Origin of the sequence: Methylocella sp. CPCC 101449 (assembly GCF_031921685.1) — a bacterium.
Taxonomy (GTDB): Bacteria; Pseudomonadota; Alphaproteobacteria; order Rhizobiales; family Beijerinckiaceae; genus Terripilifer.
Map to the genome: position 1 here is coordinate 88865 of NZ_JAPDHU010000003.1, position 20507 is coordinate 109371.

Annotated in this window: 17 protein-coding genes; 4 read left to right on the top strand and 13 right to left on the bottom strand. The window is 60.3% G+C overall.

From position 1 onward, the window contains the following. Nucleotides 1–400: 400 nt before the first annotated feature. On the top strand, nucleotides 401–1882 hold the full coding sequence (locus tag OIM99_RS20590) for an NAD-dependent succinate-semialdehyde dehydrogenase (protein WP_311852362.1): 1482 nt from the start codon (nucleotides 401–403) through the stop codon (nucleotides 1880–1882). A 37-nt stretch (nucleotides 1883–1919) separates the two neighbouring features. Here the strand turns inward: OIM99_RS20590 and OIM99_RS20595 are convergent, their stop codons facing one another. The 11 genes from OIM99_RS20595 to OIM99_RS20645 form a co-directional block, all read right to left on the bottom strand. Beyond that, on the bottom strand, nucleotides 1920–2615 hold the full coding sequence (locus OIM99_RS20595) for a substrate-binding domain-containing protein (protein WP_311852363.1): 696 nt from the start codon (nucleotides 2613–2615) through the stop codon (nucleotides 1920–1922). Nucleotides 2616–2618: 3 nt separating this feature from the next. Continuing rightward, entirely contained in the window at nucleotides 2619–4727 is a 2109-nt protein-coding gene (locus OIM99_RS20600) for a molybdopterin cofactor-binding domain-containing protein (RefSeq protein WP_311852364.1), read from the bottom strand. Then, entirely contained in the window at nucleotides 4724–5236 is a 513-nt protein-coding gene (locus OIM99_RS20605; RefSeq protein WP_409371542.1) for a (2Fe-2S)-binding protein, read from the bottom strand. Before OIM99_RS20605 ends, OIM99_RS20600 begins: the two co-directional genes overlap by 4 nt. Before the next feature lie 3 nt (nucleotides 5237–5239). After that, complete coding sequence (locus OIM99_RS20610; protein WP_311852365.1) at nucleotides 5240–6205, bottom strand: tripartite tricarboxylate transporter substrate binding protein; 966 nt, start codon at nucleotides 6203–6205, stop codon at nucleotides 5240–5242. A gap of 32 nt (nucleotides 6206–6237) precedes the next feature. Beyond that, nucleotides 6238–7128 carry a fumarylacetoacetate hydrolase family protein gene (locus OIM99_RS20615; RefSeq protein ID WP_311852366.1) on the bottom strand — a complete coding sequence of 297 codons (891 nt, stop codon included), beginning with the start codon at nucleotides 7126–7128 and terminating at the stop codon, nucleotides 6238–6240. A 92-nt stretch (nucleotides 7129–7220) separates the two neighbouring features. Continuing rightward, the gene (locus OIM99_RS20620; protein ID WP_311852367.1) at nucleotides 7221–7901 is read right to left on the bottom strand and encodes an FCD domain-containing protein; all 681 of its coding nucleotides are present in this window, start codon (nucleotides 7899–7901) and stop codon (nucleotides 7221–7223) included. A 152-nt stretch (nucleotides 7902–8053) separates the two neighbouring features. After that, entirely contained in the window at nucleotides 8054–9016 is a 963-nt protein-coding gene (locus OIM99_RS20625; protein WP_311852368.1) for an amidohydrolase family protein, read from the bottom strand. 24 nt (nucleotides 9017–9040) lie between these two features. Next, nucleotides 9041–10111, bottom strand: coding sequence for a tripartite tricarboxylate transporter substrate-binding protein (locus OIM99_RS20630; RefSeq protein WP_311852369.1), 1071 nt, complete (start codon nucleotides 10109–10111; stop codon nucleotides 9041–9043). After that, entirely contained in the window at nucleotides 10112–11929 is a 1818-nt protein-coding gene (locus tag OIM99_RS20635; protein WP_311852370.1) for an AMP-binding protein, read from the bottom strand. Beyond that, complete coding sequence (locus OIM99_RS20640) at nucleotides 11926–12819, bottom strand: SDR family NAD(P)-dependent oxidoreductase (RefSeq protein ID WP_311852371.1); 894 nt, start codon at nucleotides 12817–12819, stop codon at nucleotides 11926–11928. Before OIM99_RS20640 ends, OIM99_RS20635 begins: the two co-directional genes overlap by 4 nt. 2 nt (nucleotides 12820–12821) lie before the next feature. Beyond that, nucleotides 12822–13691, bottom strand: coding sequence for an enoyl-CoA hydratase-related protein (locus tag OIM99_RS20645; RefSeq protein WP_311852372.1), 870 nt, complete (start codon nucleotides 13689–13691; stop codon nucleotides 12822–12824). A 193-nt stretch (nucleotides 13692–13884) separates the two neighbouring features. Here OIM99_RS20645 and OIM99_RS20650 point away from each other — a divergent pair, with 193 nt between their 5' ends. Continuing rightward, nucleotides 13885–14349, top strand: coding sequence for a MarR family transcriptional regulator (locus tag OIM99_RS20650; RefSeq protein ID WP_311852373.1), 465 nt, complete (start codon nucleotides 13885–13887; stop codon nucleotides 14347–14349). 466 nt (nucleotides 14350–14815) lie between these two features. On the opposite strand, the gene OIM99_RS20655 is transcribed toward OIM99_RS20650, so the two are convergent. After that, a complete protein-coding gene (locus OIM99_RS20655) occupies nucleotides 14816–16036 on the bottom strand; it encodes a cupin domain-containing protein (RefSeq protein ID WP_311852374.1) in 1221 nt (406 codons plus the stop codon). A gap of 227 nt (nucleotides 16037–16263) precedes the next feature. Further along, nucleotides 16264–17289 carry a hypothetical protein gene (locus OIM99_RS20660; RefSeq protein WP_311852375.1) on the bottom strand — a complete coding sequence of 342 codons (1026 nt, stop codon included), beginning with the start codon at nucleotides 17287–17289 and terminating at the stop codon, nucleotides 16264–16266. A 141-nt stretch (nucleotides 17290–17430) separates the two neighbouring features. Between OIM99_RS20660 and OIM99_RS20665 the strand changes: the two genes are divergently transcribed. Beyond that, nucleotides 17431–18357: a LysR family transcriptional regulator gene (locus OIM99_RS20665; protein WP_311852376.1), complete on the top strand. Its 927-nt coding sequence runs from the start codon at nucleotides 17431–17433 to the stop codon at nucleotides 18355–18357. Nucleotides 18358–18443: 86 nt separating this feature from the next. Beyond that, nucleotides 18444–20507 (top strand): hydantoinase/oxoprolinase family protein, encoded by a 2064-nt coding sequence (locus tag OIM99_RS20670; protein ID WP_311852377.1) that lies wholly within the window; start codon nucleotides 18444–18446, stop codon nucleotides 20505–20507.

Sequence of the window (20507 nt, forward strand, 5' to 3'; positions counted from 1 at the left end):
ACTACCCCCACGGCCGCAGGCGAAACTTGGCCGCAAGAATACGACGCACGCCTGTGAATTTCGGCTCACGCGTCCGAGAAAACGACCAGACCACCCTTTTCCAGCCGTTTGGACGACGACCGATTCCTCGAATCCATCACAGGAGCTGCCGGCCGAGTCGATCACATCGTGCCGCCTCCGCCCTGTACCCATGAATGTCGGATGCCTCTTGCGGCGCTAACAGGGGCACAAGCCTCGCATTAATCACCCGACAACCGGCTCTGGCCTCTTCTCTCGCCAACCTTCGTCCCTTGACAGTCCATTTTTTGAATGATGGTATACCATAATACAAAGATAAACAGCTCGATGCCGGCAGCCGGTCGAGCGCTACGGCTTTCTTCAGAGAAAAGGGTCTCCCATCTTGGCAATATCCGAAACGCTTCTCGCAAAATTGCAGGCCCCTTCCCTCGCAACCGACAAGGCGTTGATCGGAGGCGCCTGGCTCGACGCAAGCGACAGTGGCAAAACCTTCAATGTCGACAATCCAGCCACAGGCGAAATGATTGCGACTTTGCCCGACATGAATCGCGCGGAAACCCAGCGCGCCATCGATGCCGCCTATGGCGCGCAGAAAGTGTGGGCCAAGAAGACGGGCAAGGAACGCGCCGCGATCCTGCGCAAGCTCTACGATTTGATGATCGAGAATGCTGACGATCTCGCCACCATCCTGACGATGGAAATGGGCAAGCCGCTGGCGGAAGCGAAAGGCGAAATCCTCTACGGCGCATCATATGTCGAGTGGTTCGCCGAGGAGGCCAAGCGTGTCTACGGCGATACGATCCCAGGCCATCAGCCCGACAAGCGCATCATCGTCATCAAGCAGCCGATTGGCGTCGTGGCCGCCATAACGCCATGGAATTTCCCAAACGCCATGCTGGCCCGCAAAATGGCCCCCGCTTTGGCCGCAGGCTGCGCCATGATTTCCAAGCCTGCCGCCGAGACGCCCCTTTCCGCACTGGCGCTTGCCGTGCTGGCCGAACGGGCTGGCGTGCCGGCCGGCATCTTCAACATCATCTTGTCGACGGACTCCTCTTCGATCGGCAAGGAGTTCACCGAAAATCATCGCGTTCGCAAACTGACCTTTACCGGATCGACGGACGTCGGACGCATTCTGATGCGGCAAGGCGCCGACCAGATCATGAAGCTGGGGCTGGAGCTTGGCGGCAATGCCCCCTTCATCGTGTTCGACGATGCCGATCTCGATGCCGCCGTCGAAGGCGCGATGATCTCGAAATATCGCAACAACGGACAGACCTGCGTTTGCGCCAATCGCATTTACGTGCAGGCCGGCGTCTACGAGGCCTTTGCCCGGAAACTGACAGCCAAAGTCTCGACACTGAAAGTGGGCGATGGCTTCGAGAACGGCGTCAATGCCGGCCCCTTGATCGATAGCAAGGCCTTGAAGAAGGTCGAAGCGCATATCTCCGATGCCATCTCAAAAGGCGCAACGGTCGCCATCGGCGGAAAGCCCGATGTGCATGGCGGATTGTTCTTTCAGCCGACAGTGCTGACGGGCGTGACCCGTGAAATGAGGGTCGCGCGAGAGGAAACGTTTGGCCCGGTCGCGCCGCTGTTCAAATTCGAGACCGAGGAAGACGTCATCGAAATGGCCAACAATACGGAGTTCGGCCTTGCCTCCTATTTCTACGCCAAGGATCTTTCCCGCGTGTTCCGCGTGGCCGAAGCGCTCGAATACGGCATGGTCGGCATCAACACCGGATTGATTTCCACCGAGCTGGCGCCTTTCGGCGGCATCAAGCAATCCGGACAAGGCCGGGAAGGCTCGAAATATGGCATCGAGGACTATGTCGAGATCAAATACCTGTGCCTAGAGATTGCATGAGAAGCCTCTGGCGCAACCAGAATCGATGCGCTTCGGACTAGACGAATCCAGCCTGCTTACGCGCATCGGCGGCTTCGTCCGAGCTCAATAGATCGAGGAGATGACGTGACGCCTCCGATGCGGCGGCGCCTTTCACAACGCCCCCCGTATAGCGCGTCGTCAATCCGAAGCCCGGCGGCAGGATGGCAACCAGTTTCGTGCCGGGCGTCGCCTTGATCTCCGTGACTTGAGTGCAGCCGATCACGCTCCGCTCGGAGGCTTTGGCCATGGCCGCCATCGCCGTCGCGCCATTGGGAAATGGACGCAGGCGGGCATTCACGGCCTCGGCGATACCGAGTTTATCGATGACATCAGCGAAATGAATGCCAGCGGTCGCCGTCTTTGGATCGGGAAAAAAGATCGCGTCGGCGGCAAGCAGGGTCGACCGCAAGCTCTCCCCATCCGCGATGGCGGGTGAAGGATCGCCCTCGCGCACGGCGATCGCGGTTTCGACATCGCCAATATCGGCGATCGTATCGGATAAGACAGCACCGCTTTTCGCGAGGTCGGCGAGGATGGCCGCGGTCAAGATCACAAGATCGGCGGGATAACCATCGGCCAGTTTAGCGCGCATCATCCCAACAGCACCGAACTCGCCTTGAATGTCGAACCCGGTTTGCCGTCGAAACTCCGGCTCGATCACCCGCACAAGCGCCTGCGCGGCGCCGCCGCTGAGAATGTTGATACTCGGCATCGTTTATTCCATGGCCTCGATGATGTGTTCACGCGTTAGAGGAAGTTTTCGGACGCGAACGCCAAGCGCATTGTAGATGGCGTTGGCGAGTGCGGCCGCAACCGGCCCCTGCGCCGCTTCACCCGCACCGACAGCCGGAAGCTCGGGCCGATCGATGATCTCCACCGAAACGGCCGGTATCTCGGAAAAGCGCAGGATCGGATAGCTTTCCCATGAACGGCTCGTCACGCCCTGCTCATCGTAGGTCACCTGCTCTTTCAGGCTCCAGCTCGTCGCCTGGATCGCGCCGCCCTCGATCTGGTTAATCACGCCATCCGGATTGATCGTTTCTCCCACATCAACGGCGATCCAAAGTTGACAGGCACGCGGCTCTTCATTGACGTCGACCTCCGCCACCACAGCGCAGTAAGCACTAGAATTTTTGTAGCGGGCGAAGGCAAGGCCCCGGCCACGGCCATCGGAAACAACAGACTTGCCCCAATCGGCCATCGCTGCGACCCGTTCGAGAACGGCGCACGCGCGCTCGTCCGCCAGATAACGCAACCGCAATGCAAGAGGGTCTTGATCAAGTTCGATGGCAAGTTCATCGAGAAAGGATTCGATCGCGAAGACATTCCCGAACGCACCAAGGGCTCGTATCGACGACGTGCGCAATGGCATCGTCAACAATCGGTGTTTGACGATGCGCCAGCTGGGAAATTCATAGAGGGGTACGGCATTGCGCTGCGCGCCTCCGCCGCCCGCAAGTGGAGGGTCTTGCGCGATATAGAGCGGAAAAGGTTGCGCCAGATCGAATGCAGCCAGCAACGCCGGCGTATCGCCTCGGCCAGGTCGCGCGACGTAGCCATTGCTCCAGATCTCATGGTGCCAATGTTGAATCTCGCCTGCCGCGCTGACCTGGGCTCCGACATCGATTGCCATCGCGGCACCGAGCGGCGACGCGGCAAGCTCATCGGCGCGGGACCAGCGCACGCGCACGGGATGCCCCGGAACCGCGCGGGCAAGCAGGGCCGCGTCGAGGGCAACATCATCAGCGCCATTGTGCCCATAGCACCCTGCGCTGTCGGCATGCTGCACCAAGATTTTTTCTTCGGCGGCACCAAGGACGATCGCGAGATCGGAACGAAGATTGAATATGCCCTGCGTGTGGCTGATCACGTGCAAGGTCTCGCCGCGCCACTGGGCGATTGCGCAAGATGGCGCGATCGAAGCGTGGGCCAGATAGGGTTTGAAGTAGCTGCGGCGTAACGAAAGTGTTGGCTCGGGATCAACCGTGTTCCGTTCGGCGACGAGAGAGGTCTCAGCAGGCTGCCGTTTCAACCAACCGGTCAGATCGTGGAGGTCGGGCATGTCATAGCCACCCACCCAGTTCGCTGCCGCCTCGAGACGCCGCAGCGCGGCGTCCGCCGCCGCCTCGCTGTCGCAAATCACGCCAATGAAACTGCCATCGCGAACCAGTCTCGCTCCCGCGCAGTCAAATTCCGCCAAGGCCGCCAGCTTCGCTCCGGGCCTTGGTGCCCGCAATACGCGACCATGCAACATGCCCGGTAGAACAATATCATGAATATAGGGACGCGTTCCAAATGCCTTGCCGGCGACATCGACACGCGGCAAGGAACGCCCTGCCAGCCGTCGGGTCCCGATCGTCTTGGATGCAATCTCCGGGTCGGCCGGCCGCGCCAGATCGATTTGCGCTGCAAGCTCCCAGTAGCTGGTGGAAAGATTGCCGGGGCCGCAGATGATTCCATCCTCGACCGAGAGTTCATCCACGGATACGTCAAGTTGACGTGCGGCCTCGGCAAGAAACAACTGCCGGGTTTGGGCCGCGACATGGCGCACCGACATCCCACAATCCTGCACGGAAAGACTGCCCGAGGTTACGCCCTCATTGGGGCTGTGTTCGGTTCCGGCGGCCTGCAGCTGCACACGGTGTGGATCGATATCGAGCTCGTCGGCACAGATCTGGACGAGCACGGTCAGAATGCCTTGGCCAATTTCGACCTTTCCGGGGGTCAAAACGACATGTCCATCGGCCGACACGTTGAGCCAACGATCCAGCATCGGTGTGGCGCGCAAGCTCGCCGGCAACGATCGTTCAAGCGGGCTGGTCATGGCGTCTCGTTGGCGGAACGAATGGCGGCCGCGGCTCTCATCACGGCGCGCACCATCCGATTGTGCGCGCCGCACCGGCAAAGATTGGGATCGAGCGCGGCGCGGATTTCGGCCTCATCCGGATCGGCGTTCTTTTGGAGCAACGCCGCCGCACTGACAATAATACCCGATATGCAATAGCCGCACTGCATGGCCTGTTCGGCGATCAGCGCGGTTTGGATAGGATGAGGCTGCGAAACCGTACCCAGCCCTTCGACTGTTGTCACCGCACGGCCAGCGATAGACCACAGAGGCGTGTCACAAGCCGGCATTGGTTGACCGTCGACAAGAACACGGCAAGCGCCGCACAAGCCCTCACCACAACCGAAACGGCTGGCCATGAGTCCGAGCCGGTTGCGCAACAGATCCAGCAGGTTCGCCTGTGATGCATCATCGAAAGTGTAGGACTGACCGTTGACGATCAGCCCATGGCTTTCGCGAGCAGGGTTCTGCGACGGCTTGTCGGACAAAGGTCAATCCACCTTGATCCGGGCGGTTTCGATCACCTTCGCCCATTTCGCGATATCTGCTTTGATATATTCGCCGAATTCGTCAGGACTCATCTCAAGGGCGACGGTGCCCTGTTTGGCATAGAGTTCTTTCATCTCGGGCTGGGCTTGAACCTTGCGGACCTCGCTGTTCAACAAATCGATGATCGGCCGCGGCGTGGCTGCGGGCGCCATCAGACCGAGCCAGATCGTAGCCTCATATCCTTTCAGCCCCGCCTCCTCAGCGGTGGGAACATCCGGAAGCAACGCCGAACGCGCTTTGCCCGTGACCGCCAATGCACGCATCTGACCGCCCACAACGGTCGGCACCATCGTGGTGACCGAGTCGATCATCATCTGCACGTGACCCGCGATCACGCTGGTCCGGGCTTCGCCACTGCCGCGATGGGGCACATGGACGAGGTCTGTACCGCTCATGGCTTTGAAGTTTTCAGCCGCCAAGTGATAGGGCGTGCCGACTCCCGACGAGGCATAATTCAACTCTTTCGGTTTCGATTTCGCCAGTGCGATAAACTCCGAGAGGTTTTTTGCCCTAACATTGGGGTTGATGACGATAACGAGATCGGCAGCGTTAATCGGCGCGATCGGTGCCAAATCCTTCAGGAGGGTGTAGCCCTTTTTCGACACCAACGTTTCGTTGGCCGTATGTGTGTTCGACATCAGCAGCAGCGTATAGCCATCTGGCTCGGCACGCGCGACCTCGACGGTGCCGATGACCGCACCGGCGCCGGGTTTATTCTCCACGACGAAGGGCTGCTTGAGCTGTTCGGACAATTTCTGACCGAGCAGACGAGCGAAAATATCGGCCGGACCGCCTGGGCCAAAGGGCACAATAATCCTGACCGGCCGATTGGGATATGTCTGGGCCTTAGCACCAACGCAAAGCAGCAGCGATGCAAAGCCCAGAAGTAGAATGCGCTTGAACAACATGACGTCTCCTCCCTAAACGTAGTTGTTATTGATCAGGCGATCGTGTTTTCCAGAACTCCGATGCCAGCAACCTCGATGCGGACGACATCCCCGCTTCCGAGAAATTTCGGTGGCTTGAAGCCGATCCCGACGCCGACAGGCGTACCTGTCGCTATGATGTCCCCTGGTTCCAGAGTGATGTAGGCAGAGATCGTTGCGATCAGCGTCGGAATGTCGAAAATCAAATCAGCGACCATCGCGTCCTGGCGAAGCTCGCCATTGACCCATGTGCGCAAATGCAAAGCGCGTGGATCAGGCACTTCGTCGGCCGTCAGGACAGCCGGCCCCATCGGGCAGAAACCATCGATCCCCTTACCCAGAACCCACTGCCGGTGCTTTTGCTGGAGATGACGCGATGTCACGTCGTTGACAATGGTGTAGCCGAAAACATGGTTCATCGCGGCGTCGCAAGAAATGCCCCGGCCCCCTTCGCCGATCACCACGGCAAGCTCCCCCTCGTAATCCACCGAAGCTGTCGGATCGAGAAAGCCCGGCACGGCCATGCCGGGGCCAATCACCGAAGACGGCGGCTTGGTAAAGACAACAGGGGCTTCCGGCACGATCTCCTTGGCGGTCGCATCAAAACCGCTGTTCGCAAATTCCTTGGCGTGCTCGTGATAGTTCTTGCCGACGCAGAAAATGTTGCGCGCCGGGCGAGGAAAGGGAGCCAGGAGTTCCACATCGTCAATCGCGAGACGGGGTGCACCCGCCTGCCAAGCCTCTAGACGCTTTTTGGCCTCCGCACCCAAGGCACAGCAGGACGCCATAGACGACGGCGCGCCATCGACGGCCGAAAGATCAACGACCTCCTCGCCCAAAAGGATACCAATTTTCTGTTTTTGCTTCTTATTTTCAGATTTCAGGCAAAAGGTGACAAGCTTCATGGGGCGAACATCCAAAATGTGTACTGCAGAAGCGGTACCGGATGAAATGCAAAGCTGTCAACCAATCATAGATTGGTGCACCAATATCGCGATTATCGCCCCAGTAGATTTTGCCGCACGTGCTCGAGATGAACCAAGAGAGCGGCTTCCGCCTGCTGAGTGTTGCGGCCCTTGAGCGCTGCAACAATCGCATGGTGTTCGCGCCGATATTGATCGCGGCGTTCGACGCTCAGGCTTTTGCGTTTCAATTCGCCCCATTCGGCAAGATCGCGCGCCCTGGTGATCATCGCGTAGATCTCGATGACAAGCCGATTGTGGCTCGCACGTGCGATCGCATCATGCAATGCCGCATCCCAATGCTCGAAGGCTTCGAACGTATCAGCGGCATCCCCTTCCCGAATGCATTCGTCGAAGCGGGCAAAGTCCTCCTGATTGGCATTGATCGCCGCAAGTTGTGCAAGCTGCGGCTCCACCATGAGACGCGCCTGCATGATTTCCGCTGGGCTCGCGTCAAGCGGAGAGACCCCGCCGGACTTCAAAGACGACGTTGCTTCTTCACGCACATAGGTGCCGCTGCCGATAACACGTTCAATAGCGCCGTCGCTCTCAAGAACAGCCAACGCATCACGGACCGCGGAACGCGGCACGCCAAGCTGCTCGGAGAGGGCCCGCTCCGTCGGCAGTTTGCTGTTCAACCCATAGGTGCCAGAGCGGATTGCGGCCAATATGAAGTCGCGGACCTGTAGATCGGACCTGGTGGTGGCTGTTCTCATGTCTCGGCCTCGCTCATCCACGATCCGTTATCAGTCTTTGCGGCCGATGCAACTAGGCCCCATGACCGCTCATCTCGTCCATGAATAAAGCCGATTGTCGGCCTTGAGTAAATTATGGGAGCCGGCCGATGCCCCATTCGAACGCCGCAGTCTCAGGCGCGGAGCCGCCTTTCGAGGCGGGGAAACAGCCGTAGCGCATTGGCTGATTCGATCGCCGTCACCGCTTCAGATGGCAGGTTCAGGCTCGCCAAATCGCCCACGGTCTCCATCATCTGCCGTTTCGGACCGAAAGGATAATCGGTGCCAAACAGGATTTGGCTATCGTCCACCAATGCGCGCAGCGCGGCAAAATGAACCGGATTGGCCGACAAAGCGCAGTCGAAATAGACCGAGCGTAGCGCTTGCGGCAAGCCGTCCGGGATGTGTTCGCGCAAGCCCGGATTGACTTTCGACACCGTTTCCAGCCGGCCGGAGAGATAGGGCATCGCCCCACCGGCGTGAGAAAAGATCCAACGAATATTCGGATAGGACCGCAGCACCCCGCCGAAGACGAGCGAAGCGATGGTGCGCGTGGTATCGAAAGGAAATTCAAGCATGGAGGCGGATAATCCGGCAACGAGGACTGGATGCACGGGCGTGGTCGGATGAACGAAGACCACCGCGCAGCGTCGATCGAGTTCCTCGTAGAGAGGATGGAAGCGACGTTCTCCGAGATAGGCGCCATCATAGTGGGACATCAGGCAGATCCCATCCGCCTGAAGAATATCATCGGTATAGGCGGCCTCGGCCAGGGCGGCATCGAGATCGTCCATCGGTAAGCAAGAGAACATGCCAAAGCGGGTCGGCCGTTCGCGGATCATCGTGGCCGCGAATTCGTTACACCAGCGTGCGAGACTTGTGGCAGCGGCTCCTGTGAGACCACCAAGCCCAGGCGCCGAGATAGAGGTTACGGCGGTCGAAATGCCTGCTTCGTCCATCAGTGCGAGAGCACCATCGAGGCTCCAATCCGGCACTCGCCCCGATACGCCTTGTGAGCCGATGGGATGGGCACCGACCTCCGCGACATAATGCGGAGGCAGGATGTGGTGATGCGTATCGATGAGTAGGCGCGACATCCTGACCTCGCGAAATACGGAATGCTATTCTGGCTTGATTCCAGCGTCGCGGATCACCTGCCCCCAACGCGTAATGTCGGACGCCACGAGGCTACGCAACTGGTCTGACGTGCCGCCCGCCGGCACCATCCCCTGGATATCGAACCACGCCTTCACATCGGGCGCCTGCAAGATCTCATTGGCGGACGCATTGAGTTGATTGACCACTGGCTTGGGCGTGCCGGCGGGCGCGAACATCGCGTACCAGTCGACGACCTCCACGCCGCGGAAGCCCAGCTCCGTGAATGTCGGCACATCGGGCACGGAGGGCAATCGGGCGGCGCTGGCCACGCCAACGAGTTTGACCGAGCCGTCCGTCGGCAATGCCTTAGCGATCGTGATGGTGGTGAACATGGCGCTCAAACGACCCGCCAACAATTCGGTATAGGCGCCAGCGAAACTTGTTGCTGGAAAATGCGTCACATCGATCCCGGCTCTTTGCTTGAATAGCTCCATCGCCAGATGATGCGGGGTGCCTTTGCCCGGTGAACCATAGAACAACCCACCGGGCTGCTCTTTCGCCTTCTGTACGAAGCTCGCCACATCCTGGCCGGCAGATCGATGCAGCAGCAAGCCAAAACCAATCGTTACGAGTTGCGTCACAGGCTCGAAGCTTTTGACGGGATCGTAAGCCAGGTCGCGGTAAAGGCTTGGGCTCATGGCGAGCGTGCTGGGGCTGATCATCAGTGTATGCCCGTCCGGCTGCGCACGGGCGACCGTCGTCGTCCCGACTGTGCCGCTGGCGCCTGAACGATTTTCGATCACAAAGGGCTGTTTCCAACGCTGCTGGAACGACTCTCCCATGCGTCGCGCGAGCGTATCCGGGGCGGTGCCCGGGCCGAAGGGTACGATGATCGTGATAGGACGGTTCGAGATGCCCTGGGCAAGAACTGAACCGCCGAGCAAAGCGGCGCCCGTTCCCGCACCGGCGGCTCGCAGAACCGTGCGACGTGTCGGGCGCATCTGCAAACCCGCGCTCTTCTTCTCAAGTTCAATCATGCGTCTTACCCTCCGTCGTTGTTTCCCACCCTTGCCGGTCACCGCCTCATCGCGCATTCATGCAGGCGAACATCGGATATCGACTGGCATCCCGGTCAGCGCCGCACGCAATTGCGCTTCATCAGCGGAAGGAAGATTCGCGACACTGACGACCACGCTCCCTGTGGCTGCAACGCTTACGGTCAAATCGTGGGGCAGCGCAGGAAGTGCCGCGAGAGCCGCGGTGACCGCATGCCGGGCGGCTTCGGCGCGCAATGCTGGCTTGAATATCTTGCCGACGGGCGTCAGCGGCATGGCATCTAGGATCCATATCCGTTTCGGCCGTGCGGCCGGTTCGGGAACGGCTTCCGCGATGAAGGCGAGAAGCGCCTCCTCGCTGGTCGTCGCATCTGTCTCAAGCACAACGAAAGCGACAGGCAGCTCGCCGGCATAGCGGTCTGGTTGCCCCACTGCCGCCGCGATGGAAACCGCGGGATGTCCGATAAGAGCGTCCTCAATCGCCGCCGGATCGATATTGTGTCCGCCGCGAATGATCACGTCCTTGGCACGACCGGTCAGGAACAGGCGCCCATCCTCATCCTGGAAACCGATATCGCCGGTAGCCAGCCATCCATCGGCCAAAAAAGTCGTGCGCCCGAGCGCCGGATCGAGATAGCCGGGCGAGACATGAGGCCCACGCGTGACGATCAGACCCGCCTCGCCGCTCTGACACGGTTCGCCGCCATCCGAGCTAAGGACGCGGACTTCCGTGAAAGGCAGAGGCAGACCTGTCGATCCAGGCGTGCGCGGCCCCGCCACAGGTTCGGCTGAAAGCATGCCGGAACATTCGGTCATGCCGAAGATGTTTCGGACAGGCACGCCAGAGTGAGCCTCGAACCGTTCGGCCAGATCCGTCGGCAGCAGCGAGCCGCCGGTCAGCGCCACGCGCAAGCTGCCAATATCCGCATCGCCGATCGGTTGCGTCACGAGAGTGCTGAGCACGGTCGGCACCGCACCCAACACAGTGATGCGATGGCGTTCCACTTCATGCCATAATGTCCCGACGAATGGCCGGTTGCGCATGCCCAGCCGCCCTGGAACAAGCTGTGTCGCGCCCGCCGCAACGCTCGATAGGCCGTAGACGAAGGCGCCCGCGACATGGAACAGCGGAAAGCCATTCAGCATCACCTCGCCGGGAGAAAGGCCGTACATATGCGCCGCCGCCATGGCGACGAAAGCTTCATTGGCATGGGTATGAACGGTCAGTTTCGGCGCGCCTGTCGTGCCGCCGGTGGGATAGACCGAAGCAACCGCATCGGGCAACGGATCAGCCAGCACCTCACCGGGCTCGCGATCGAGCAAAGCTTCGAAGCTTCCATCCGATCCCGGCGATAGCCCATCGCCGTCCGCATCGAGCAGCACAATGTCGTTGCCGGCTGCCCGCACGGCCTGTGAGGCACGATCCCAGACATCGACCTCGGCGTTGGCGCCGAGCACCACCGCGATCTTCGTACCTGAAGCGCGCAGCAAAGCAACCAGATGATCGGTCTGCAGCATCGGATTGATCGGACAGGCACGCCCTGCCGCCTCCGCGCCCCAGAGTGCGACTTGGGTATGCAGCGTGTGCGGCATGATCACCGCGACGGCAACGTCTGATCCACCTCCCAGCCGCCGGAAGAGCGCTGCCGCACGATTCACGCGATCGAATAGCGCAGCGAAACTGACACGCTGGTCCGGCTTGCCGTCACTCGGCAGATAGTGGATCGCACAAGCCTCCGGCCAGAGCTTCGCGGCACGGCGCAGAAGCGCGTACGGACTGGGCGAAGTCAGGAAAGCGTCGAGCCCGCCCGCCTCGATCGCTCTGATATCGGCCAGAGATTGGATGGCGCGGGTCACTGCGGCTGCTCCACGCCATAATCTTCAAGCGCACCATCAAACGCGCCCTGCCATGCCTCCGCGATCGCCTCGGCGCTCCAGCCGCCCGAGCGATGCGTGACGATCTTCTCTCGCGGATGGTGCCAGAGCGCGAGCCTGTCACCGCCAATTCCGATGCACTGGCCAGTCACACCGGCCGCAGCATCCGACGCGAGAAACACGACGAGCGGAGCGACATCGTCAATCGTGCCCAAGCCCGCAGTTCGCAAGGCCGCAGGAACGGCTTCGCCCCTCTCGACCGCCGCGACATGCGTTTCAAGACCAGGAATGGTGGCAACCATCCGCGTGAGCGCGATGGGAAGGATGGCATTGACGGTGATCTCGGAACGCGCGCATTCCATCGCCCATGTGCGCGCCAACGCAGCGATGCCAGCTTTGGCGGCGGCGTAATTGGTTTGGCCGAAATTGCCACGTTGCCCAGCGACCGACGAAACCAGGATGAGGCGGCCGCCTTGGCTTTGCGCCCGCATCTGGCGCACCGCCGCGCGCGCGACGGTAAAGGTGCCTCTCAGATGGGTCGTGACGACGGCGTCGAACTCATCGTCCGACATGTTCCAGAGAACCTTGTCCCGCAGGACGCCCGCATTGGTGACGACGATATCGAGCCGGCCGAATGAAGTGACTGCACGATCGACGCAACGTTGCGCGGCGGTCGCATCGCCGACGGGTACCGCTTCAACCGCAGCCTTGCCACCTTCGGCGATGATGGCCTTCGCCGCGGCCTCAGCCATCTCCTGATCGGCATCGTTGACGACAATCGCCGCGCCTGCCGCTGCGAGATGGCGGGCATAGGCCAACCCAAGGCCACGACCGGCCCCGGTGACGAGTGCGACCTTACCGGTAAGCCTCATCCCTACCTCCCGATGAAGCGAGGCGCACGCTTCTCGATAAATGCGAGCGGGCCTTCACGAGCATCCACCGTCGCCATGACGGCCTGACGGCTTTCGTCCTCGAGTGCGAAGCCTTCCGTCAGCGTCACCCCACTCGCTGCCTGCACGGTGCGCTTGAGCCGCTGCACGGCCACCGCGCCATTGTCGGCGATCCGCCGCGCCATCGCGACCGCATGAGGAAGGACTTCGGCAGCCGGCAGGACGGTATTGACGAGGCCGAGACGCAGAGCCGTCGGCGCATTTATCGGTTCCCCCGTCAGCATCAACTGCATGGCCGTACAATAGGGAATTTGGCGCGGCAGCCGCACGAGCGCCCCCGCAAACGGGATCAGTCCATGACGGACTTCCGGCAGGCCGAAGGTCGCATGTTCGGCCGCGATCCGGATATCGGTCGCAAGAAGTATTTCGAAACCGCCTGCCAGACAGGCTCCATTGACCGCCGCGATGACCGGCTTGTCGAAACGTTCCGTCCTCAGGCTGGAGCGATCCAGAATGGTCGCATCCTGCATCAGCCGGCGATCCCATTCGCTGCTCGGCGCGCGGGCTCCGGTCAGCAACGGCAATGTCAGGTTGAGATCTCCGCCGCTGCAGAAGGCGCGATCGCCGCTGCCCGTCAGAACAATGGACCGAACCTGTGAATCCGCAGCCAACTCGTCGAAGACATCAGCCATCCGGCACATCATCTGCGGAGACATCGCGTTGCGGGCAGCCGGCCGGTTCAGCGTGACGATCGCAACGGCCCCCTCGCGCGCGACGAGGACCACGGGCGCCTCGGCAGGGCTGCCTTCTCGATCCTCCCGAAGTGGCGCGATTTGCGCTTCGCTGCTCGTCATCCTCACCCGATCCAACTATGAGTTGCGCCGTGGGAACAATTGACCCTACGGCTACCGCCGGAGTAAGTCATTTTGTTCGGAATACATATTGTTTGGTATCCGAACTATATTGTCCTTGGGTGCCGTGTCAAGCGGTTGGCCCAAGCGATCGGTCCAGGCGGTCGGGCCGAGTAGTTGATCAAGGAGTGAGCGAATGGAGACGGCTTCGGACGCCGCCAAGCTGATATCGAGCGACGTGGAGGATTCCATTGGATATCAGTTGCGCTTGGCCCAGATCGCCTCATACCGGACTTTCGAGGGCAGTCTCGACCGATATGGCATCGCGCCGCGCTATCTCGGCCTGCTGGCGATCATCGGCTCCCACCCCAAACAGCCACAGAGCCGCCTCGCGGAAGCAATCTCGCTCAGCCGATCGACTTTGGTCGCGATCATCGACCGACTTGAGCAAGACGGCTTGGTGAGACGAGGCGGGTCGCCAGGGGACCGACGCGTCAAGGTGGTCGAGCTGACCGCCGACGGACAGCGGGTCGTGCAAGAACTCATCGCACGCTCCAAGCGACACGAGGAACAGCTTGCCAAGGGCATGTCGCAGGATGAGCGTGCAACGCTGGTCCGCCTGCTACGCACGATGTGCAACAACCTCGAAGCGGTACGCTGAGCGCAACAAACACCGTCAAGCGAGATCGCCGCGATCATCTGCATTGTCGCAAGGCTCGCTACACTCTCCAGCAGTCACTACTGACTATGGTCCGATGGACCATCGATGGCGATGGCGGCTTCTTACCGCGCAACCGGAGTTTTAAATTTCGTCGTCCAGCCGCTCGGACAATTTCGTCAGAAGCAATGTCGCGGCTTTCAATTCGGCTGCGGTGCAATCGCGGGCGATGGAATTCGCAAGCGCCGGATAGCGCGCGTTCAGCTGTAGGACGGTTTTGCGATGGCCCCTGGATGGCCCCTGGAGGAAAATGCCTCGTTTATCATCAAACCTGTAGTCATTCGTGACGACCACCCCGATGTCGTGTGGGGCGATTCAGTCGTCATTACCGCTACTGGAGCTCAAAGATTGGGGACGATTGATCCCACGATTATTGAACTTCCATAACGTGATAGTGAGCACGCGCAGTCTACATGATGTTGCCGACCGCATCGGCTGCCGAAGCATCGGTATAAAATTCGGGCTTCATCCGGCTGCTCAAGCCTTCCTCGCGCAAGCGCGCTTCGAACTCCTGGCGTAAATGCGGATCCTCGTCGCTATAGGGAATGGCACTGCCACCCTTCTTCAGATCGATTGCGCCATAATCCATCACCTTTTCGCCTGGCAGGCCTGGCTTGCGCGACCGCTGGTTATTGGGTCCGTGCCAGGCACTGACGCGCAACGGCTCGGCGCCAATGCCGAAATGCTGGTGGAACCAGTCCCCTGACATGGGCGCGGCGGAAACGAGCCCGCCATATTCGTATTCCTGCCGCTTCACCTTGTCGGCGAAACCGTCCTCCCAGGGGTGCATGCCAAGCTCGGCCGGCCAGGTGTAGGTATACCCCCTGCCCTTCAGGCAGAGCAGAACTGCCGCCGACATGTGCTTATGTGCCTTGGAATAACGCCCCGTCTCATGTTGGCCGACCCACAGATAGAAGCGATTGCCCGTCATATGCGGCTCGACCCTGCGATATCCTGGGGAGCGGCGGTTATCGAGCGGCAGTTCCGTATTGATCAGATCCGGCACGAAATTCGTGCGACGCATGGCAAGGCCGCGTACCGGATCCGGCAACACGTCTTCGTTTGACTTGAAATAGTCGGCAGCGCCCGAATAACGATCGCTGAATTCGTAATCGCATTCGAAGATGAAGCGTTGATTGTCGAGAAGGTTCATCATGTTCGGCGCGGTCGTACCGCAGAGCAGCAGCGCCGGCGTATTGGTAGCGTTGACGAAGCGGTGATTGGCATTGAGCGGAATGGAGAACAGCGAACCCTTTTGCCATTCGAACACTTGCTTGTTCGGCCCGCTGCGCCACACTTCCGTGGTACCGCGCCCTTCGACGACGAAAACCACTTTCTCGTAGAGATGCTTTTCCGCGTTCAGCGCACCTCCCGGCGGCACTTCCACGACATATTGCCCCCAAAGCCCTTCGGTACCGAAGAGCTGAATGTAGCTACCACGGCCGCCGAGGCGCTTCCACGGTGCAAGCGGCAAGTCGAGTACCGTGCGCACGCCGATGTCGCGATAGACCGGAATGCCCTCACCTTCCATGAATTTGTCATAAGGCATCGGCGGACGGGTGAATTTGCCAAAGCCGGCATTCTGCCCTGTGGTCGGTTCATGCCAATGTTCGGGTCCGTCATGCGGCATGAAATCCTCCTTATGTATTGGGTGTGGCCGCGGCGGCGTCGAGGCCTCCGCTGGCGCGTGGTTTCCCAATGAAGAGAAAATTCGCGCCCGTCAAGGAAACCAAAACCTGCAACCAATGATTTGCTCGGAGATGATACCTACTTCGTTGAACGAACATCGTCTCTTTCAAGCGAGTATGGTTCAGATGAAAACCGTAGCAGCCACCTGATGACAGACCCCGGTCGTGTTCAGCGACCGAGCGCTTGCTTGACGCGATCGAGCACGTCCGGCGGTGAATTGGCAGCGTCCTTCAAAAGCGCATCAACTTCCTCGCCAGTGACGAGATCAATGCCCATGCGGGCACGCTCGGCATCTTTCTTGAGCTCAGGGTCACGCATGGAATCGACGAAGGCCTGACGCAGCGCCTTGACGCGATCGGCCGGCAAGCCAGGCGGCGCGACAAACGGGCGCCCGATGATCTCGCGCGCCAACAGAAAATCCAGCGCCTTTTTGTCGATGGGATCGGTCACCGAATCCCTGATTTTCGGCAGCCCTGGCAGGAAAGAAATGTCCGTTTTTCCCGTCTGGAACAGAATGTTGATCTTCTTGTCACGAACCCAATCGGGATGCACCACCATGAGCGCGCTGACGGCCCAATAGGCAATGCCGGCAAGCTCTCCCGATTCCATGGCGAGCGCAGCAGCGTTTGTATCCTTGTATCCGGAGATGATCTTGAACTTGGTACCCGCCAGCGTGTTGATAGCGCGTGGAATGATTTCCGAATCCGCACCCACGCCGGTGCCCGGCACGATCAGCTCCGTTTTCTTCAGATCGTCGAGCGTTTTCACCGGCGCTGTATTCCACGCCATGGCGAGCGAAGCCTCGCTGTTCATGCTTCCGATCCAGGTAAACTGCAGCGGATCCCAGTTGACGTCACGAGCACCCAACATGGGTTCGAACGGCAAACCACGGCCAATCGTCCCGATCAGAGAACCATCGCGCGGTGCGATACGATTCATATAGTCGACGACCTTCAAACCGCCGGCACCAACCATATACTGGATGATGATCGCCGGCTTTCCAGGCAGATATTCGGGCAGATACTTGGCGAGCAGGCGTGCATAAACATCATAGGGTGAGCCGGCGCCAGCATAGACGAGTATGGTGAGTTGCTTGTTTTTATAGAAGCTCTCGACGCTCTGCGCGCGCGCAAAACCCAAGCTCATCGCAACGAAAAAAACCATCGCGGCAATGCGATGAAAGACGAGCGACATCAATTCCTCCCAGAATTGTATTTTGGCCCGATCATGATCGGCCCCGTCCTTGGCGTCAACTCGCTCAACCGCAATGTAGGAAAAGCCAGTGGCGCACGATCAGGGAAATCGGCCTTTCGTAGGTCAATTCGGCTGCGTTATGTGCTAACACTTGCAGCCATGCTCAATATCGACACACTCGATCTGAAACGCCTGCGCGCCTTCCATTTAGTGGCACGGCAGGGCAGTCTCAGGCTGGCTGCCGCGCGGCTCAAACAGTCAATCCCTGCGATCTCCGGCAAGATTCGCAAACTCGAGAGCGATCTGGGTTTCGCACTTTTCGAACGCCTGCCGAACCGTCTCGTGCTCACACCCTCCGGCGAACGCGTCCTTACCGAGGTCGACGCGATCTTCGCGCGGGCCGAGCAAGCCATCGCCAATCTGTCGCGGGGCACGCCTGAGGGGCGCCTCGTCCTGTCGGTCGGCAGTGATCACGCCTGGTTTTTCGCACCGCGCATTCGCGACTTTCTCAACCGCTACCCATCGATCGAAGTGAGTCTGCGCGTCTATAAATCGGCTGACGCCCTCGTAGCGCTCGACAAGGACGAGATTGATATCGCCCTCGGCATTTTTCCCCCTCTGCCCAGGCGGTTGGTACGCGAGAGCGTGGTCCAGACCGGCCTCTCTTTGGCCTATCACCCGAAGAGTTTTCCGCCGCACCGCAAGCCGGGCCTCGCCGATCTCGCCGGCCAGCGGCTCATCGTGCCCCCGGCGACGACTGCAACGCGCCGCATGATCGAGAGCCGGCTGGGCCCGACGCTTCGCCGCGTCTCCATGCTGCTCGAAGCGCCGACCTGCGCCACCGCTGCCGCTTTCGTTGAAGCCGGTGTCGGCAGCGCCATCGTTCACACGCTCTGCATCGAGCACTTGCGCTCGGCCCATGTACAGGCGGTGGAACTTGGTCCTCGCACAGGCGCGCTCGAATTTGGCGTCGTCTATCGCAAGGGCGCGTCGCACACGCCGCACGCGAACGAACTGATCGAAGTTCTGGCACAGAAACAACGGCCGGCGAGATTAAGCAGAAGTTAAACTCAGATACACAAACACTATTATTTACCTGACCCTTTCGCCCGTTTAGGCTGCTGCCCGAAAAGAACGAAAGGGCGGAATCGTCAATGGGGCGCTATCGGGTCACCGTCGATACGGGCGGCACGTTCTCGGATTTCGTATATCTCGACGAAGACACCGACGAAATCACGGTCGCCAAGATTCCCTCTACCCCCGACGACCCATCCAGAGCCATTCTCGCCGGCATCGAGCAGCTGATCGAAAAAGGCGTCTTGCCAATCGACATCCGCTATTTCTGCCACGGCACCACGGTCGGCACCAACGCGCTACTCGAAGGCAAAGGCGTGCGTACTGGTCTTCTCGTCACGCAAGGATTCCGCGGCATTTACGAGGTGCAGGAACAGTCGCGTCCGCACGGGCCAACCATCTTCGACATCATGTACGACAAGCCCGCTCTGCTCGCACCGGCGAGCCAGACCGGTGAGGTGCGTGAGCGGATCGCTTCTAACGGCGAAATGCTCATCCCGCTCGATGAGGCGCAGATCCGGACGGAAGCGCGGCGCCTCGGCAAGAGCGGCGTTGAATCGATCGCCGTCTGCCTCTTGTTCTCCTTCCTGCGACCCGACCACGAAGCGCGTGTACGTGCCATCATCGAGGAGGAAATTCCGGGTTGCAGCGTCTCGTTGTCGAGCGAGATCGTGCCGCAGATCCGGGAATATTATCGCCTGTCGACGACCGTCATCAATGCTTATCTGCAGCCGATCCTTGCGCGCTATATCGCCAATCTCGATCGCCGCCTCAGCGGCGTCGGCGTTGCGACGCCGCAGAAATACATCATGCAGTCCAATGGCGGCATGTCGACCTTTACAGCAACGGCAAAAAAGGCCGTTGCCACCGTGCTCTCAGGCCCGGCGGGCGGCGTCACGGCCAGCATGCAGGCCTGTCGCACGACGGGATTTTTGAACCTCATCACTTTCGACATGGGCGGCACGTCCTGCGACGTAGCCCTCATCAAAGACGGTGAACCTTCGCTCAGCAACCGCGGCAAGATCGAAGGCCGCGACATCGCTTTGCCGATGATCGACATCAATACGGTCTCGGCTGGCGGCGGCACGCTGGCCCGCGTCGACCGGTTCGGCACGCTCGAGGTCGGTCCCGAAAGCGCCGGCGCGCAGCCCGGACCCGCCTGCTACGGGCGCGGTGGCGAGCAGCCGACGATCACCGATTGCAATCTCGTGCTGGGCTATCTCTCGCCCGACAATTTCTTGGGTGGTCAGATGACGCTCGACCGCGTCCGAGCGCATCTGGCGGTCGAAACCCATGTGGCGAAGCAACTCGACATGGATGCGCCCAAAGCCGCCGAAGGCATTGTGCGTATCATCAACGTCAAGATGCAAGAGGCCATCAAGGCAATCTCCACTATGCGCGGCCACGATCTGCGCGACTTCATGCTGCTCGCCTTTGGCGGCGCTGGGCCGCTACATGCAGGCCGCATCGCCGCGGATCTCGGCATGGCTGGCGTTATCGTGCCGCCATTCCCGGGTGTTTATTCCGCCATGGGTCTCGTCATGTCAGACGTGAAGCACGATTACATCCGCTCGCGTCTCTCGCCACTCGCCGATGTGACGGAAAGCCAGATCAACACGATTTTCGACGATCTCGCCCGACAGGCGCGCGAAGATCTTGCCGCCGAACATTTTGCTGAGCCACAAACCTGCATCGAGCCAGCACTCGATATGCGTTACGCCGGCCAGGGCTACGAGATCACTGTGCCTTGTGACGCCGTTCTCAAGCCTGGCGCCATCAAGGCGCTGCGCCAGCACTTTGACAGGTTACACAAGGAGAGCTTCGGCCACACCGCGCCCGACGAGCCAGTCGAAATCGTCTCTTACCGCCTGCGCGGCGTCGGCCTCGTACCACCCGTGAAAATCCCGAAGTTTGCGCCGAGCGGCACGAAACTCGCGGACGCGCTGCGCGAAACGCGCAAGGCGCAATTCGACGGAAAAATCGTCGATTGCCCGGTCTACCAGCGCGAGAAGCTCGATGTCGGCGCCAACTTCATAGGCCCTGCCATCATCGACCAGCTCGATTGCACCACGGTACTCTTTCCGGGGCACACCGCGCGGGTCGATGCCTACCGCAACATCATTATGACCGTACAGGAGGCCTGA

Coding starts and splice junctions, on each gene's coding strand:
- OIM99_RS20595 (WP_311852363.1), bottom strand. CDS start 2,615: ATGCCGAGTATCAACATTCTCAGCGGCGGCGCCGCGCAGGCGCTTGTG.
- OIM99_RS20600 (WP_311852364.1), bottom strand. CDS start 4,727: ATGACCAGCCCGCTTGAACGATCGTTGCCGGCGAGCTTGCGCGCCACA.
- OIM99_RS20610 (WP_311852365.1), bottom strand. CDS start 6,205: ATGTTGTTCAAGCGCATTCTACTTCTGGGCTTTGCATCGCTGCTGCTT.
- OIM99_RS20615 (WP_311852366.1), bottom strand. CDS start 7,128: ATGAAGCTTGTCACCTTTTGCCTGAAATCTGAAAATAAGAAGCAAAAA.
- OIM99_RS20620 (WP_311852367.1), bottom strand. CDS start 7,901: ATGAGAACAGCCACCACCAGGTCCGATCTACAGGTCCGCGACTTCATA.
- OIM99_RS20625 (WP_311852368.1), bottom strand. CDS start 9,016: ATGTCGCGCCTACTCATCGATACGCATCACCACATCCTGCCTCCGCAT.
- OIM99_RS20630 (WP_311852369.1), bottom strand. CDS start 10,111: ATGCGCGATGAGGCGGTGACCGGCAAGGGTGGGAAACAACGACGGAGG.
- OIM99_RS20640 (WP_311852371.1), bottom strand. CDS start 12,819: ATGAGGCTTACCGGTAAGGTCGCACTCGTCACCGGGGCCGGTCGTGGC.
- OIM99_RS20645 (WP_311852372.1), bottom strand. CDS start 13,691: ATGACGAGCAGCGAAGCGCAAATCGCGCCACTTCGGGAGGATCGAGAA.
- OIM99_RS20650 (WP_311852373.1), top strand. CDS start 13,885: ATGGAGACGGCTTCGGACGCCGCCAAGCTGATATCGAGCGACGTGGAG.
- OIM99_RS20655 (WP_311852374.1), bottom strand. CDS start 16,036: ATGCCGCATGACGGACCCGAACATTGGCATGAACCGACCACAGGGCAG.
- OIM99_RS20660 (WP_311852375.1), bottom strand. CDS start 17,289: ATGTCGCTCGTCTTTCATCGCATTGCCGCGATGGTTTTTTTCGTTGCG.
- OIM99_RS20670 (WP_311852377.1), top strand. CDS start 18,444: ATGGGGCGCTATCGGGTCACCGTCGATACGGGCGGCACGTTCTCGGAT.